The 15,916-nt window shown below is 35.1% G+C and carries 18 protein-coding genes; 14 read left to right on the top strand and 4 right to left on the bottom strand.

The annotated features are described in order from the left end of the window. The 9 genes from DS031_RS07130 to DS031_RS07090 are packed head-to-tail and all read left to right on the top strand — an operon-like array spanning window position 1 to window position 7,950. Window positions 1–1,476, top strand: a complete 1,476-nt coding sequence (locus DS031_RS07130; RefSeq protein WP_113805238.1) for a heme ABC transporter ATP-binding protein — start codon at window positions 1–3, stop codon at window positions 1,474–1,476. Further along, window positions 1,473–2,435, top strand: coding sequence for an adenosylcobinamide-phosphate synthase CbiB (gene cbiB, locus DS031_RS07125; protein WP_113805237.1), 963 nt, complete (start codon window positions 1,473–1,475; stop codon window positions 2,433–2,435). Before DS031_RS07130 ends, cbiB begins: the two co-directional genes overlap by 4 nt. After that, complete coding sequence (gene cobD, locus DS031_RS07120) at window positions 2,410–3,495, top strand: threonine-phosphate decarboxylase CobD (protein WP_113805236.1); 1,086 nt, start codon at window positions 2,410–2,412, stop codon at window positions 3,493–3,495. Before cbiB ends, cobD begins: the two co-directional genes overlap by 26 nt. Further along, window positions 3,489–4,064, top strand: coding sequence for a bifunctional adenosylcobinamide kinase/adenosylcobinamide-phosphate guanylyltransferase (locus tag DS031_RS07115; protein ID WP_113805235.1), 576 nt, complete (start codon window positions 3,489–3,491; stop codon window positions 4,062–4,064). The genes cobD and DS031_RS07115 overlap by 7 nt, the downstream gene beginning before the upstream one ends. Then, on the top strand, window positions 4,064–5,572 hold the full coding sequence (locus DS031_RS07110) for a cobyric acid synthase (protein ID WP_113805234.1): 1,509 nt from the start codon (window positions 4,064–4,066) through the stop codon (window positions 5,570–5,572). Before DS031_RS07115 ends, DS031_RS07110 begins: the two co-directional genes overlap by 1 nt. Further along, window positions 5,569–6,375, top strand: a complete 807-nt coding sequence (gene cobS, locus DS031_RS07105; protein WP_245947256.1) for an adenosylcobinamide-GDP ribazoletransferase — start codon at window positions 5,569–5,571, stop codon at window positions 6,373–6,375. Before DS031_RS07110 ends, cobS begins: the two co-directional genes overlap by 4 nt. Then, on the top strand, window positions 6,327–6,959 hold the full coding sequence (locus DS031_RS07100; RefSeq protein WP_113805233.1) for a histidine phosphatase family protein: 633 nt from the start codon (window positions 6,327–6,329) through the stop codon (window positions 6,957–6,959). The genes cobS and DS031_RS07100 overlap by 49 nt, the downstream gene beginning before the upstream one ends. Then, the gene (locus tag DS031_RS07095; RefSeq protein ID WP_113805232.1) at window positions 6,911–7,366 is read left to right on the top strand and encodes a bifunctional adenosylcobinamide kinase/adenosylcobinamide-phosphate guanylyltransferase; all 456 of its coding nucleotides are present in this window, start codon (window positions 6,911–6,913) and stop codon (window positions 7,364–7,366) included. The genes DS031_RS07100 and DS031_RS07095 overlap by 49 nt, the downstream gene beginning before the upstream one ends. Continuing rightward, complete coding sequence (locus DS031_RS07090) at window positions 7,366–7,950, top strand: cob(I)yrinic acid a,c-diamide adenosyltransferase (RefSeq protein WP_113805311.1); 585 nt, start codon at window positions 7,366–7,368, stop codon at window positions 7,948–7,950. Before DS031_RS07095 ends, DS031_RS07090 begins: the two co-directional genes overlap by 1 nt. Window positions 7,951–8,002: 52 nt before the next feature. On the opposite strand, the gene serA is transcribed toward DS031_RS07090, so the two are convergent. The 3 genes from serA to DS031_RS07075 all read right to left on the bottom strand — a co-directional run bounded on the left by serA (window position 8,003) and on the right by DS031_RS07075 (window position 10,756). Next, window positions 8,003–9,574: a phosphoglycerate dehydrogenase gene (serA, locus tag DS031_RS07085; RefSeq protein ID WP_113805231.1), complete on the bottom strand. Its 1,572-nt coding sequence runs from the start codon at window positions 9,572–9,574 to the stop codon at window positions 8,003–8,005. A gap of 246 nt (window positions 9,575–9,820) precedes the next feature. Further along, window positions 9,821–10,315: an inorganic diphosphatase gene (locus tag DS031_RS07080; RefSeq protein WP_113805230.1), complete on the bottom strand. Its 495-nt coding sequence runs from the start codon at window positions 10,313–10,315 to the stop codon at window positions 9,821–9,823. 192 nt (window positions 10,316–10,507) lie between these two features. After that, entirely contained in the window at window positions 10,508–10,756 is a 249-nt protein-coding gene (locus DS031_RS07075; protein ID WP_113805229.1) for a ferredoxin, read from the bottom strand. Window positions 10,757–11,086: 330 nt separating this feature from the next. Here DS031_RS07075 and DS031_RS07070 point away from each other — a divergent pair, with 330 nt between their 5' ends. The 5 genes from DS031_RS07070 (at window position 11,087) to DS031_RS07050 (ending at window position 15,537) form a co-directional block, all read left to right on the top strand. After that, complete coding sequence (locus tag DS031_RS07070; protein ID WP_113805228.1) at window positions 11,087–12,136, top strand: YpbB family protein; 1,050 nt, start codon at window positions 11,087–11,089, stop codon at window positions 12,134–12,136. Continuing rightward, the gene (locus DS031_RS07065) at window positions 12,133–13,665 is read left to right on the top strand and encodes a RecQ family ATP-dependent DNA helicase (RefSeq protein ID WP_113805227.1); all 1,533 of its coding nucleotides are present in this window, start codon (window positions 12,133–12,135) and stop codon (window positions 13,663–13,665) included. The genes DS031_RS07070 and DS031_RS07065 overlap by 4 nt, the downstream gene beginning before the upstream one ends. Beyond that, complete coding sequence (locus DS031_RS07060; RefSeq protein ID WP_245947255.1) at window positions 13,658–14,302, top strand: CPBP family intramembrane glutamic endopeptidase; 645 nt, start codon at window positions 13,658–13,660, stop codon at window positions 14,300–14,302. Before DS031_RS07065 ends, DS031_RS07060 begins: the two co-directional genes overlap by 8 nt. After that, complete coding sequence (locus tag DS031_RS07055) at window positions 14,274–14,957, top strand: LysM peptidoglycan-binding domain-containing protein (protein WP_181833057.1); 684 nt, start codon at window positions 14,274–14,276, stop codon at window positions 14,955–14,957. The genes DS031_RS07060 and DS031_RS07055 overlap by 29 nt, the downstream gene beginning before the upstream one ends. Window positions 14,958–15,084: 127 nt before the next feature. Beyond that, window positions 15,085–15,537: a DUF2663 family protein gene (locus DS031_RS07050; protein ID WP_113805225.1), complete on the top strand. Its 453-nt coding sequence runs from the start codon at window positions 15,085–15,087 to the stop codon at window positions 15,535–15,537. A 76-nt stretch (window positions 15,538–15,613) separates the two neighbouring features. Here DS031_RS07050 and DS031_RS07045 read toward each other — a convergent pair whose 3' ends face one another. Continuing rightward, window positions 15,614–15,832, bottom strand: a complete 219-nt coding sequence (locus DS031_RS07045) for a hypothetical protein (RefSeq protein WP_113805224.1) — start codon at window positions 15,830–15,832, stop codon at window positions 15,614–15,616. Window positions 15,833–15,916 lie beyond the last annotated feature (84 nt).

Raw genomic sequence — 15,916 nt, 5'->3', positions numbered from 1 at the left:
ATGCTTGAAGTAAAAAATATACAAGGTGGTTATGAAAATGAAACCATTTTGCATAATCTTTCTTTTAATGTAAACAAAGGGGAAATATTTGGTGTATTAGGGCCAAATGGCAGCGGTAAGACAACGTTATTAAAAATCATTAGCGGGCTTCTTGAGCCGATAAGTGGAGAGGTTAACTTTCAAGGTAGACCACTTCAGCATTATTCTGCAAAAACACGTGCAAAATCGATTGCTGTACTGCCGCAAATAACAGAGCAAGCTTTTACTTATTCAGTAAAAGAAGTAGTGGCACTTGGAAGGTATCCATATCAAAAAGGTCTTTTTAAAACATGGTCACATGAAGATGAAGCAGTTGTAAAAAAAGCAATGGAGCAAACGGATGTAAAAAAGTTTGAACAAAAATCGCTTCAGCTGCTGAGCGGCGGTGAAAAACAGCGCGTTTTTTTAGCACAGGCACTTGCCCAGGAACCTTCTTTGCTTTTGTTAGATGAGCCAACAAACCATTTAGATATTTCTCACCAAAAGCAGTTGTTGGATTCATTGAAGAGATGGACAACTGAAGGCAATCTTACTGTAATAGCAATTTTTCATGATTTAAATTTAGCAAGCTTATATTGTGATCGCTTATTGCTTTTACACCAAGGTCAAACGGCTGCAATCCATACACCCCAAGAAGTATTACAAGAAGAAAAAATTCGTGAAGTATATGAAGCGGCAATTAAAAGACAGCCTCATCCGGATTTACCGCGACCAATGTTAACGCTTATGCCGGAAAAAATATCTTCGGAAATCGAACGAATAGCTTTTTCGCAATTTCAGATTGAGCAGCATGAAAATAGAATTCAAGTGATTTCACCTATTCCATTGAAATCATTTTCTTCCGCTGTTATTGGGGCAGGACTTGGCTGGTATCATACTTTTGTAAATCGTCATGTTGATAAAAGCTACAATTGTAATCATCCAAAAGAAGAAATGACTGAGTTTTTAAAGGGTCATGACCTTGAACCTGGTCATACAGTTGGGATGATGACAGCTGCAAATTTAAAAGATGGTGTTATAAAAGAAATAGGTCATGAACAGTTTTCTGTGTTAATTATTGTAACAGCAGGACTTAGTAATGCGGTTGATGTTTCAAAATGTGATCAGCATGTATTTGATGAGGTTCATGCAGGAACGATTAATACATGGGTGTTTGTAGATGGAGAATTAACAGAGGAAGCATTTATTCAAGGAATGATGACAGCGGCAGAAGCGAAAGTGAAAGCCCTGCATGATGAAGAAATTAAAGATGCTGTCACTGGTACAACTGCAACGGGTACATCAACAGATAGTATTTTAATTGCAGCAACACAGCGAGGCAGTAAGCTTTCATATGCAGGAACGATTACACCACTTGGAAAAACAATCGGAAAAGGTGTATATGAAGCAACACTGCAAGCTGTAAAAAATAATAAGAAGCGAATGAAGAATATATGACCTTTCATTTAATTGCGATCGCCTTTGCCTATTTCCTGGACCTTATCGTTGGAGATCCTCGTTGGCTGCCGCATCCTGTACGTTTTATCGGTAAACTAATTAGTATACTAGACCATAGGTTAAATAAAGGAAGAAGTAAAAAATGGAAAGGATTATTCCTTCTCGTCATTGTTTTACTTGTTGTTTATGGAATAGGATTTCTTCTCACAAGTACAGCTTATAAAATCAGTCTTTTTTTGGGTATTGGAGTTGAAACGTTATTAATATGGACAACGATTGCAGGAAAAAGTTTGGAGTCTGCAGCTTTAGATGTATACAAACCGCTAAAGTCAAATCAACTGATCAAAGCAAGAGAAAAGCTGTCTTGGATTGTTGGACGTGATACAGAAACATTGTCAGAGCAAGAAGTAGTCAGAGGGACAGTTGAAACCGTCGCAGAAAATACGAGTGATGGTGTAACAGCTCCATTATTTTGGGCATGTATTGGCGGAGCTCCGCTTGCGCTTTTATACCGCGCTGTAAATACTTGTGATTCCATGGTTGGCTATAAAAACGATCGTTATATGCAGTTTGGTTGGGCATCAGCAAGAGTTGATGATCTATTAAATATTATTCCGAGCCGCATTACGGGCTTATTAATGCTCCTTTCTATTCAGCCAGAAGTAGGAACACGAAAAGAAGCCCTGCTGCTTATGCTTAGAGATGCAAAAAAACATCCAAGTCCAAACAGCGGCTGGGGGGAAGCCGCAACTGCTGCAATGCTGGGAATTCAGTTAGGTGGACTCAACTATTATAAAGGCATTCCTTCCGATCGGGCGAAAATGGGCGAGCCTTATATAAATTTAAACGCAGATCATATTATTTATTCCATTCAAATTCTTAAACGAACAGTATTGCTGTTTATTATATTACTTTGGTTAGGAGGTCTTTTATTTGAAGCTGCCGCCGCACGGTTCTAATCCGCAACATTTATTGAAAACTTTAAATATTAAAGCAGAACCAAATGAGCAAATTATTGACTTTAGTGTAAATATTAATCCTTTAGGCATGCCGAAATCTCTTGCAGAAAATTGGGGAAGAATGTTTCAGCTTATCTCAGATTATCCTGATCCAACATTGGAAGATTTAACAGAAGCGATTTCAAAAAAAGAAGCACTTCCAAAGGAACGAATTTTAATTGGTAATGGTGCTGCACAGTTAATTTTTTTAATGGCTCAGAAGCTAGCTGGAAAAAATATTTTACTTGTTGAACCTACTTTTTCTGAATATCGTACAGCCTGTGAAGCATTTAACTGCCATGTTTCATCCTATCAACTAGCAGAAGAAGATGGCTGGAAAATAGATGCAGACATATGTTTAAAGCATTTAGAAGGCATGCATGCTGTTTTTATTTGTCATCCAAATAACCCAACCGGTGTAACGTATAACAGGGAAGTGCTTCTTTCTATTATTGAACATTGTGAACGAAAAGGCATTTTTGTCATTCTTGATGAAGCATTTTACGATTTTTGTTTTGAGAATTGCTCACTCTTACATATTAGTCAAACATATCATTACTTGATAATATTGCGCTCGTTTACAAAAATGTTTTCGATTGCGGGGCTTCGTTTAGGGTTTCTTGCAGGAAATGAAAAGCTTGTGCAGGAATTGAAAGTAATGCAGCCGCATTGGAGTGTCAATGCACTTGCTGAAGCGGTTGGAAGACTATGTCTTAAAGAGGATGAGCATGTTCAAAAAACAAAGGAGTTTATTACAAAAGAGCGAACAAGAGTGATTTCTAAGCTTCATTCATTAGGTTATGTAACGTCAAGCAGTGAAGTGAATTACTATTTGCTCAGAACAAAGGAAAAGCAGGATTTAAGGCCGTTAATGCTGTTTTTAATTGAAAAAGGTATTATAACAAGACATACGGAAAACTTTAGAGGATTAGACGGACACTATTTGCGTCTTACAGTTAAACAGAAAGACGCAAATAATAAATTGCTGTCAAGTTTAGAAAGCTGGCTAAAAAAATGTTGAGCTTTATTAGCGGTGGTGTAAGAAGCGGTAAAAGTACGTTTGCAGAGCGAAGAGCGATAATTAGGGCGGAAAATAAATGTTCACTGCATTATATTGCAACAAGTATTAATACGGATGAGGAAATGAAGCAGCGGATCAATCATCATCAACAAAGCAGGAAAGAAAGCAGTGCAAAATGGTTGAACTGGGAAAGAGCAGTCGATCTTGAAACATTAGCAGATCAGTTTACAAAGAAAGATATCGTTTTAATAGACTGCTTAACAACTTGGTTAAGCAATGAACTATTTACAGGCTGGCAAACAGGTAAAATGAAGTGGGAAAGCGCCACATTTCGAAATAGTGTTTATCAAAAAATCATAAAGGCAGTAGAAGCATTACATAAAGAGTCAGCAGAAGTAATTCTTGTTTCCAATGAATTATTTTTTGAGCCAGTACCAGATGAAAAGGCGACATTTAATTATCTTCAACTGCTGGGAGCACTACATCAAGAAATAATCCACAAAGCAGATACAGCTTTTTTAGTAGAAAACGGAATTGTGAAAGCTATGAAAGCGGAGGAAAAAGTATAATGAAAGGATTTATGATTCAAGGAACGGCGTCCGATGTAGGTAAAAGTGTATTAACAACAGCATTTTGTCGTATTTTTTATAGACTAGGTTATAAAGTAACGCCATTTAAATCACAAAACATGTCAAATAACTCTTATATTACAATTGATGGTAAAGAAATTGGACGTGCTCAGGGCATTCAAGCTGAAGCGGCAAATATAGAAGCGAATGTTTATATGAATCCCATTTTATTAAAACCGAGAAGTGATCAGCATGCAGAAGTCGTGCTGCTTGGGAAGTCATTTAACACATATTCAGGTAAAGGATATCGTCAATCTTTCTATGAAACAGGTTTAAAAACAATTGCAACATCATTAAGGCAACTTAAAAAGCAAGCGAATTTGCTAATTATAGAAGGTGCTGGCAGTCCTGTTGAGGTAAACTTAAATGACCGTGAACTTGTTAATATGAAAATCGCAGAGTTAGCCGATGTTCCTGTTTTTTTAGTAGCTGATATTGATCGCGGCGGTGTTTTTGCAAGTATTGTAGGTACATTACAGCTGATGTCTAGTCAAGAACGAACACGAGTAAAAGGAATACTAATTAATAAATTTCGCGGTGATCTCTCTCTTTTTGAAGACGGAAAAAAGTGGATAGAAGACTATACAGGAATTAAAGTAATTGGCATTATTCCCTATATGAACGATATGCCAATTGAAGGGGAAGATTCTTTATCACTTTCATCACGTTTTTCTATAAAAACAAGAAAAGAAGTTGAGATTGTAGTCATAAAGCTTCCATATATCTCAAACTACACGGATATTGAACCATTTTTAGAAGAAACCGATGTATCCATTCGTTTTGTAGATGATCCTGAACAATTTGGAAACCCTGATGCAGTAATTATTCCAGGAACAAGAAGTACAATAGCAGACTTAGCATTTATAAAGTCAAGAAAATTAGATGCTGAGCTTCAACGCTATGTTAAAGATGGCGGAAGGGTTGTCGGGATTTGCGGGGGATATCAAATGCTGTGTGAAACGTTAATAGATGAGGCCGGGAGTGATACAGGAACTCCAAAAAAGGTAATGAAAGGCTTATCTATTGTTCCTATGCATACAACGTTTTATGAACATAAAAAAACGATTCGGGCAGCAGGGACAATACATCCACAAACAAATTTCATAAAAAATGAGTTAGTAGGTTATGAAATTCATTTAGGTAAAACAGAACCAATTGCTGGAGAGAATATTACACCGTTTTTATTGTTAGAAGAAGGTGAAGAAGGAATATGCTCTCATAATGGAAAGGTAATAGGAACATATTTTCATGGGTTATTTCATAATGATGAATGGCGAACACAGTGGCTGAACATGATTCGAAAAGAAAAAGGGTTAAGAGAACAAGAAGTTAAACAGTTGGAGAACTGCAAACAGCAAAATTTTGAGATGCTTGCTGATCATGTGCAAAATGTTGTTGATTTAGAGTACATTATAAAAGTTTTAAATGAATGGAAGAGAGGTTTATGAAAAGCAGAATAACTTGCTATTTTGAAAGTTTCTTAATTGCGCTGCAGTTTTTTACAATCATTCCAGTAAATAAAAACATTGACTTAACAGAAGGAAATTTAAAAAGAAGTATATTGTACTATCCAATAATTGGTTTATTATTTGGAATTTTTATTTCTATCATATATTATTCTCTTTATTTTTTTACCCCCTTTTCTAGTCTCACAATTGCTGCTGTGTTAGTTACTGTTTCGATTTTTTTAACAGGAGGCCTTCATTTAGACGGTTGGATTGATTGCAGTGATGCTTATTTTTCTTATCGTGATAAAGAAAAGCGCCTTGAAATTATGAAAGATCCTCGTGTTGGGGCGTTTGGTGTTTTATCTTTACTTTTTTTATTAGGTTGGCGTTTTTTATTTATATATGAAATAACAGCTTCTTATAGGTGGGAATTATTAATTATTATTCCTTTTATTCCAATGCTTTCTCGAATTGGAATGGGAATGATGTTTATGAGAGGAAAACTAGCTAAAAATGAGGGGCTTGCCCATTACTTTCAAAGAGCATTAAAGCCAAAAGACATAGTATGGTATAGCGTATATATCCTTCCTTTATTTGTATTTCCTTTTTACGAAAATAATAATCTATTTCTGTTTCTCATTCTTTTATATAATGGAGCACTACTGTTCGAGAAAATAAGTCATTTCTTTATTAATAAGCAATTTGGAGGAATTACAGGAGATACGCTTGGTGCGGCAGTAGAAGGATGTGAGTCATGGTTGTGGATGATTTTGTGGTTATTACATTACTTCGGCACGGGATAACAAAGAAAAATCAAGAGAAAAAGTATATTGGTTGGACAGATGAACCGCTATGTGAAGAAGCGAAATTATTATTACAGCAAACATCACACTGCTATCCTAAACCAAACCTTGTATATTGCAGTGATTTAATAAGATGTGTGGAAACAGCTTCTATTTTATATCCGAATCTCTCTATAAGTAAGCGAAAAGCCTTTCGTGAAATTCATTTTGGAGATTGGGAGGAGCGAACATACGATCAGCTAAAAGAATTTGAAAACTATAGAAGTTGGCTTAATGATATAACGAGCTGTTCTCCTCCTAATGGTGAACACTATCAAACGTTTAAACAGCGTATTATGGTAGGGTGGATTGAAATAGTAGAAGATATCTTAAAAAACGGTGCTTCAGAAGCAGTTGTTGTCACGCATGGTGGTCCTATTCGAGTACTACTTGAGCAATTTGCTGCTGAAATCAAGTCTTTTTGGGAGTGGCATATTTCACCTGGGGAAGGTATACAGTTAGTGTTTACGAAAAATCTGTTAAAGGAGGGCAAGCGATGCATTTCGTTACAGGCGGTGCCTTTAATGGAAAAAAGAAATGGGTAACAACAACATATCATATATCAGCAGACAATTGTAGTTGGTTTTCCGGTTATAATGATAGTAGTATAAAGATGATAAGCAGTATAAAAGAATTGTCGTCAATAACGGTTATAGAGGGATTGGAACAATTTGTTAAAAATACACTTACTCATTCTTCAGATTTAGAAGAGGTGCGGGATTTTTGGAAGGCACTTTTTATCAAGTGGCATAAATGGGAAAGTGAAGCTGATACACGTACACTAATTGTAATCGGTCAAGATATGAGTAAAGGCATTGTGCCTATTCATAAACAGGATCGTAATTGGCGTGATTTAGTTGGTTGGTGTTATCAAGATCTTACACAAACATGTGATAAAGTAACAACTATTTGGTATGGCATTAGTCAGCCGTTGAAAGGGGAATGTGAATGATGAGAATTTACACAAGAACAGGAGATAAAGGTCAAACAAGTATTATCGGAGGGCGTGTTGATAAAGATGACCTTCGCGTTGAAGCATATGGTACCGTGGATGAAGTAAATTGTTTTGTCGGTCAAGCAATGGCAGAACTTAATAAAGAAAAATTTTCCGATATTTTAGCCGAACTTGAACGTATTCAGCATGAGCTTTTTGACTGTGGAGGAGATCTTGCGACAGTAGGGAATAAAAGACCTTTTAAATTAAAACAAGAAATGGTCGATGCGCTTGAGAAAAGCATTGATGTTTATATTAATGAAGCACCGAAGCTTGAACGATTTATTTTACCAGGTGGTACGAAGGCAGCAGCATCAATTCATATTGCAAGAACTGTAACACGCCGAGCTGAACGTCTTGTTGTAAGCTTAATGAAAAAAGAGAATGAAATCAATCCGATTGCCCAGCGTTATTTAAACCGCCTTTCTGATTACTTTTTTGCATTGGCTCGCATTATTAATGCTCGCTCTAATGTAAGTGATGTGGAGTATGTAAGAAGTGCAGTAGTTTTTCGAGAAGGAAAGCGAAAAGAAGACAAGTAATACAAACTTCATAAAAAACTCTCTTTCGTTAAACGAAAGAGAGTTTTTTAACTTATAATTCAATTTTCTTAACAGAAACAATGTCATCAATATTTTTAAGCGCTGAAACTAACTCTTCTCCTAATGTGTCATCAAAAGTTAGCATCATAATCGCTTCTCCGCCAGCTTCTTTACGTCCAACCTGCATTGTTGCAATGTTCACTTCATGCTCACCAAGAATTTGACCTACACGGCCAATTACACCTGGTTTGTCAAAATGTTGAATATAAAGAAGGTTACCTTGCGGGTTGAAGTCAATGTCAAATCCATTAATATTTACAATACGCGGTCCATACTCTTTTACATATGTTGCGCTTAAGTTAAAGGAAGAGTCTTCTCCAATGGCAACAGCTTCAACGATGTTAGAATATCCTTGTGTATTTGATGTATGCTTTTCACCGTAAGAAATGCCGCGCTCCTTTGCGATTGTAGGCGCATTTACTTCATTTACCCCTGTATCGACGCGTGGTTTTAAAAATCCAGCAAGAAGACTTCTTGTAATAAAGCTTGTTTCAAGTTCCGTAATTTCTCCGGCATAAGATAAGTCAATTTCTTGCACCGGTTTTTGCATGCATTGTGAAAGAATAGACCCCATTTTCTTTGTAAGTTCATAATATGGTGCAATTTTTTGATAAAGCTCTTTCGAAAGAGTTGGTAAATTAATTGAGTTTTTAATTGGCTTACCTTGTAAGAACTGTAAAACCTCTTCAGAAACTTGTGATGCCACATTTAATTGTGCTTCTTTAGTTGACGCAGCAATATGCGGTGTTGCAATAACGTTGTCAAGCTCTAGCAGCGGATGATCTGCAGGCGGTTCTGTTACAAATACATCAAGTGCTGCTCCTGCAACATGACCTTCTTTTAGATAATGGAGAAGTGCTTCTTCATCAATAATACCACCGCGTGCACAGTTAATAAGCAGTACACCAGGTTTTGTTTTCTTAATGTTTTCAAATCCTAAGAGACCTTTTGTTTCTTTTGTTAATGGTGTATGAACAGTAATAATATCAGATTGTTCAAGCACTTCGTCTAAAGAAGCAAGAGTGACACCTGATTTTTCAGCGCGTTCTTTTGTTAAGAAAGGATCAAATACAAGTAAAGACATATTAAATGAACGTGCACGCTTTGCAAGTTCAGAACCGATTCTTCCAAAACCAACAATTCCTAATGTTTTGCCGTTTAATTCAACACCAAGAAATGCTTTGCGATTCCATTTTCCGTCTTTAATTGATTTTGTTGCTTGTGGAATGTTTCTTGCAAGTGAAGCGATCATAGCAAAAGTATGTTCACATGTAGAAATTGTATTTCCGTCAGGAGCATTCACAACAACTACACCATTTTTTGTTGCTGCTTCAATGTCAATGTTATCAACACCAACACCTGCTCTTGCAATAATTTTTAAATTTGGCATTTTTTTAATAATTTCTTCTGTGACAGTGGTGCCGCTTCTTACGAGTAAGGCATCAAATTTTTCAAGTTCAGCTTCTTCATCAACATGACGTTTTACAATGTTTACTTCATTGTTTTCTAATAATGGTAATAATCCTTCTTCACTCATTGGGTCTGATACTAAAATATGGTACATGTTCTTCACTCCTCTTAATAAAAAATTAGCACTATCATACAAAAGAGTAAACGGAAAACACAGCAGAAATTCCATATTAATGTGTAAATTGTGAAAAGAAATAACTAAAACACGAACAATAAAAAAAAATAGTTAAAAAAGATTCATTTATAGCTTTATTTTTTGATAATTTACCATATTAATGATAGTTTGTCAATTTAAAGGGGTAAAGCGTTTAACAGGGATCATTACTGTCTGTTATGAATGTTATTTTTCCTTATAACGTGCAGCACATTCATTCACTAACTTAGCAGCTTCTTCAGGTCCTTCCCAAGAACCTACTTCGGTTTTTTTTCCTTCGAGATCTTTATATGTTTTAAAAAAATGGGCGATTTCCTCGAGCTTGTGTGCCGGTACATCTTCAAGGGAATGAACATCTTTAAAACGTGGATCTTCAGTAGGTACAGCTAAAAGCTTAGAATCTTCTTCTCCGCCATCTACCATATTTAAAAAGCCTAAAACCCGAGCATCGATTACACAGCCAGGAAAAGTAGGATTTGTAACAATAACAAGAACATCGAGTGGGTCACCATCAAGCGCTAATGTATTGTCAATATAACCGTACTCAGCAGGATAGAACATTGGAGAAAATAAAACACGGTCTAGTTTAAACACACCTTTTTCTTTATCATATTCGTATTTATTTTGACTCCCGGTTGGGATTTCAATTAGCACTTCCACAACTTTATTCTCAAAACCCATAAAAAGCCTCCTTAATATATACATCCATCTCATAACTTGCTATATTATAGCAAGTTATGAGATGGATTAAAAGAAATTGTGAAAATTATATAAAAATTTAAACAAGTTTTAATTGACAGTGATTATCATTACTAATAAAATAGAAATAAAAATACCCCTCAACATATTAGTTAAGAGGCATTGATTAAAGGACTATTCAAATTTTAATGCGTCACCATCAAATGGTTCTTCAGCAATTTTGATCGAGTCAGTTGGACAACCTTCAAAAGCATCTTCCATATCTTCATGTAGGATGTCAGGCACTTCGACGATCCCTTTGTTATCGTCAAGCGTAACGAATGCAATACCTTCATCATCATAGTCATAAATGTCTGGCGCCGCAGCTCCACATGCTCCGCACGCAATACAAGTTTCTTTGTCAACAATTGTATATTTTGCCATAGTGAAAACCTCCTATAAATGTTTACTATATTATAAACCTAGAATATCACAAACAATATGTAAATCAAATAATCATTTTACATAATAAAGCCACTTAAGTACATTTTAAAGCGGTTTTTTTTATAATTCAAGTGAAAGAACAGATTTTCACCTTATATTATTATTTCTTTGTTATAGATTCACCTTTCTATGTTTTCCTAAACCTCTTTAGGATTTTTTGTTACAATAAAAGATATTAAACAGATAAGGAACGATTACGCTTGAACTTCGAAGTATCAACACTCTGTCTAAAAGATTGATTAACTTTCTAAAGTATTGTGGTGATTATTAGTGAACTATTTTGATTTTATTGTTCTTTATTGTTTAAAGCGGTTTAATGGAGAACGTTCCATATCAGCTGTTTATCATTTGTTAAAAGGGAAAAAATCTGCTCAAACTATTCAAGATGGGAATCTTTATCAGCTTATTTCCTTATTTCAAACCATTAAGACGCTTGAACGGAAACAGTTAAATGAATCCATAATGAAATTAGAAGATAAAGAAATGATTGTTCCTAAACATAGTACGTTTGTTATAACTTCTAAGGGAGAAGAGACAGTAAACTGCTTTTTAAAGAAAGAACCCTTTTCACCCTCTTTAAATGGATGGGTATATGGAGATGTTTCAGAGATATTTTGGAACCGGTTAGGACTGTTTCTTCAAAGCTTGTCTTGTATGTTAGCGCACAAATATAACTTTTTACCTGTTAACCGAGATTATAGCGTACATCTATGGGTGAAGAGACATTTTCCAAAAACAAATGAAGAAAGAATTCAAACTGCAAAAAATCTTTATAAAGAAATAGAAAATCTGTTAAACACATGCGATGAACAAGAAGCATTTTTGTTTACATATCGCTTAAGCGGCTATCATCGAATAGGATATACGATTGAACAGTTAGCACAACAGTTAAAGCTGGATCCTATTAAAGCGCACTTTTCTTTTCAAGGACTTTTGCATTATATGGTTTCATTGATAAAGAAAAATTCATATAAATTTCCGCTGCTACACCTTTTTATTACCGATCAAACGATTAATGCGTTAACCGCTTCGGCTAAACAAACATATAGTCTTTTAGAAAAAGGAAAAACGGTAGAGGAAATTGTTAAGGTACGTCGTTTAAAAAGAAATACGATTGAAGATCATGTTGTAGAAATTGCAATGCATGATGACAGCTTTGTGATAAACGAATATGTATCTTTGGAAAAGCAAGCACACATTGTGAAAGTGCTCCAAAAAGCAAATACAAAACGATTAAAGATTATTAGAGAAAGACTGGGAGAACATTATAGTTATTTTGAAATTAGGCTTGTTCTTGCAAGAGAAGGGATCAAACTATGAATTTAGAGAAAGTTCTGAATGAAAAATTTGGTCATCAATCATTTCGAAGGGGACAAAAAGAAATCATTTCTGACTGTTTGAAGGGCTTGGATGTTTTAGCTATGCTTCCAACTGGTACGGGCAAATCTCTTTGCTACCAATTACCTGGTTATATTATGAAAGGAGCTATCATAATTGTTTCGCCTTTATTGTCGTTAATGGAAGATCAAGTAACACAAATGAAAAGCTATGGGGAAAAGCGAGCTGTGGCAATAAATAGTTTTTTAACAGAAACAGAGCGAAGGCATATTTTAAATCAATTGGCTAACTATAAATTTATTTATATTTCTCCTGAAGCACTTCAGTCTGAAATGATTAAGAGGGCCTTGAAAAACATACAAGTTGCTTTATTTGTTATAGATGAAGCTCACTGTATATCGCAATGGGGATATGAATTTCGAACAGATTATCTAAAGCTAGCATCTATTCGCAAGCTGTTAGGAGACCCACCCTGCTTAGCTTTAACAGCTACTGCAACAAAAGAAGTACAGGAGGATATTGTTTCTCATTTACAAATGAGAAAGGTGAAAAAACATATCTATAGCGCTGATCGGCCAAATATTGCATTAAAAATTGAATGGAAACAATCAAAAATAGCAAAAATTGAACGGCTAGTCCAGCTGGTAAAAGAGTTAAATGGGCCAGGCATTGTGTATGTTTCAAGCCGCTATTGGTCAGAAGAATTAACCGCTATTTTAAGAAATGAAAATATTAACACAGCTTTCTATCATGCAGGATTAGAAACAGAAGAGCGTTTATTAATTCAAAATCAATTTTTAGAAGGTCAGCTGGATGTGATTTGCTGTACAAATGCTTTTGGAATGGGAATTAATAAGGCAAATGTAAGGTTTATTATCCATTTTCATTATCCGCAGCATGTGGAAGCGTATTTACAAGAAATTGGACGAGCAGGTCGTGATGGAGAAAAAAGTATTGCAATTCTCTTATACTGTGAAGATGACAGCTGGCTTCCATTGTCGCTTATTGAAAAGGAGTTTCCAACAGAAGATGAATTAAAAAAAGTGCTAACTATTTTAAAACACGATCTAACCGTAGGAGCAGTTCTAAAGAAAAGAGTCGATGAAGAAATAAAATCAATTGGTTTGTCTGAAACAGCGTGGCGGTTTATTTTATATCAGCTTGAAGAATTAGCGATTATAACGAAAGAGAGGCAGCTTCGTTCTTTTAATATCCACGATACTTCAAAAAAAATCTTAGATGTTGTGATGCAGCGAAAAAAATATAAATTCAAAAAATTGATTGCAATGAAAGAGCTGCTGGAGACGGCAAGCTGTCGGCGTGAAGTTCTTTTATCCGTCTTTGAAGAAAGACTAGAGGTTCGCCCAAAATACTGCTGCGACCGGTGCGGATTGGATATTTCTCTTTTTTATGAAAATCATTTAAATACAAGTCTAGCGTTTAAACAACATTCATGGCAAAATGAATTAAAAAAAATCCTTCATCAAAGTGAGGATGAAGCAATTGAATAATCAAGCAGAAATGATTAGGAAGATGACGAATAGACAAGTACTATTAAACGTTTATGTAACACAAGGCTTTTTAGGGACTATTGCTCTTGGCCTCGGTATTATTCTGTTTGAAAGCTGGCAGCAGTTTTATGAGTTATTTACTTGGCATCCTGTCCAATTCTTATTTTTAGGCTGTGGAAGTGCCCTTCTTGTTATCTTACTGGATGTAGTTCTTGTAATGCTTCTGGATGAAAAACATTATGATGATGGAGGAATTAATAAGCGGATTTTTTCTGTTTTACCGGTTTGGCATATTGCGGTTCTAACAATAATGATTGGTGCAGTTGAAGAAATTTTATTTAGAGGTGTTTTACAAACACATATCGGATATTTCCCAGCAAGTGTGTTGTTTGCTCTTATTCATATTCGTTACTTAAGAAAGCCGGTTTTACTAGTATCATCTATTCTGGTAAGCTTTTTTTTAGGCTGGTTGTTTTTAAAAACTAGCAATTTAAATATTACAATTATTGCTCATTTTTTAATAGATTTTAGTTTAGGGTGTATCATTCGTTTTCAATATAAAAAAACAGTTAGGGTAAATGAGGAAGATCATAACGAGGTGTGTGACCATGAAAGCAGTTCAAATAAAGGAAGATGAAGGAAGAAGCAATAAGCAGTCATCAGATAAAAAAAATCAACTTCCGTCTAGACAAGAATTTCATCGTAAAAAGAAGAAATCACGTAAAACAAAGCAGCGCCCCTTTTTATTAATAAGGACTTTATTAATTTTCTTTGTATTCATTGTAATTGGAGCGTTTAGTTATTTTTATTTTGGATTAAGTTCTAAAATTGAAAATGTTGGTGGGAAGTGGGTGTCAGGAGAAGAAAGTGCATATGAAGAGTTTGAATATGAGATTGGCTCTAATGAGGAAGATGCATCTAGTGAAATAAACAGCAGCAAAGAAAATAAACAGGAAGAAAATGAAACAGAAAGTGTGATAATTGAACAGGAAGAAGAAAACGATCAGCTCAATCCTGCAGCCGATCAAAAGGTAGAGGAAAAAGGGCAGCATGAAGGTCAGGAAACTGCTAATAATTATCAAAGCAGTGATTCAAAAGGACAGCAAATTGACAGTGATCTAAACGCAAAAGAACGTGAAGTTATTCATATTGTTCAAAAAGGAGAAACACTGTTTCGGATTTCAATGAAGTACTATGAAAGTAGAAACGGGGAAGAAATAATTCGCGAACGAAATAACTTAAGGGAAAATGAAATATATGAGGGACAAAAATTAGTAATTCCTCTTCAATAGAAAAGTCCGGGCCGCTGCCTGGACTTTTTTCTGCTTAGTTAGAAAAGCTTTTCGACCATTTTAGGTTGAAAATAGCTGTTTTATGACGCATTTATGACGCATAACATGAAAAAGGGGGTGGTTATAAATGGAACAGTTTAAAGAATGGCAGTTAAAACAGCTGTTAGTACCAGAGGTAGCGCTTGAGTTGTTAAAAACATTAGTGGAACGCAAACAGAAAGAGGAGCATTATGAAAAAGAATTAATCAAGTGGGGAATTACAGTGTTTGTATTTTTATTGTTAGGGTTTATATATATTTGTGTAACAGGTTTGCCTTTATTAATAAGTTTCTCACAGCTGACAAAAGTTCTCTTTGATCCAATTGTTTGGATCATCGGCGCAGCGGCGATGTTTAGTTATTATAAACTAAACAAATGTAAAAAAACTTGTAAGAAGGCTGAAGAAGAGTTTGAAAAGCTGCGCCTTGAAATAATTAAGCGAACAGGTGAGTTGTGGTCAGATGAAAAACAATGGGAAAGTCGTCATTTTGTTTTTGAATTTATGAAATCGCATTTTCATATTAATTTATATCACGAATGAATAAAGATAAAAGTCGAAAGGGGTTATGTTAGAGTAATTGTCTAGCGAGAAATTAGATAGGTTTAATGGATTGAGTTTAAGCAGACTTTTGGCAGCCAAAGAAAATAAACTTTTCCCGATCATATTTTTTTCCGTTAATAAATACAGCATCTTCATTATAACGCTCAATACGACCGAATGCGATCGGTTCTTGTTTTTGGGGGCAAAAGACCTCAATCGGTAAACCTAACCTTTTGTTAAATGAGAGATCACTATTAAACAAAAGTAATTTGTTTTTTAGTTTGGTGATCGTCATTTTATCCTCTCCATTTCATTCATATTTAATAAAAATAGAATGACAGCGTTTACATCTTTGCCTTTTATTGTACAGTGAATTTAC

This window comes from Bacillus taeanensis (assembly GCF_003318295.1).
GTDB classification, from domain to species: Bacteria; Bacillota; Bacilli; order Bacillales; family UBA6769; genus Maribacillus; species Maribacillus taeanensis.
This window is presented reverse-complemented; position numbering and strand designations above follow the sequence as displayed.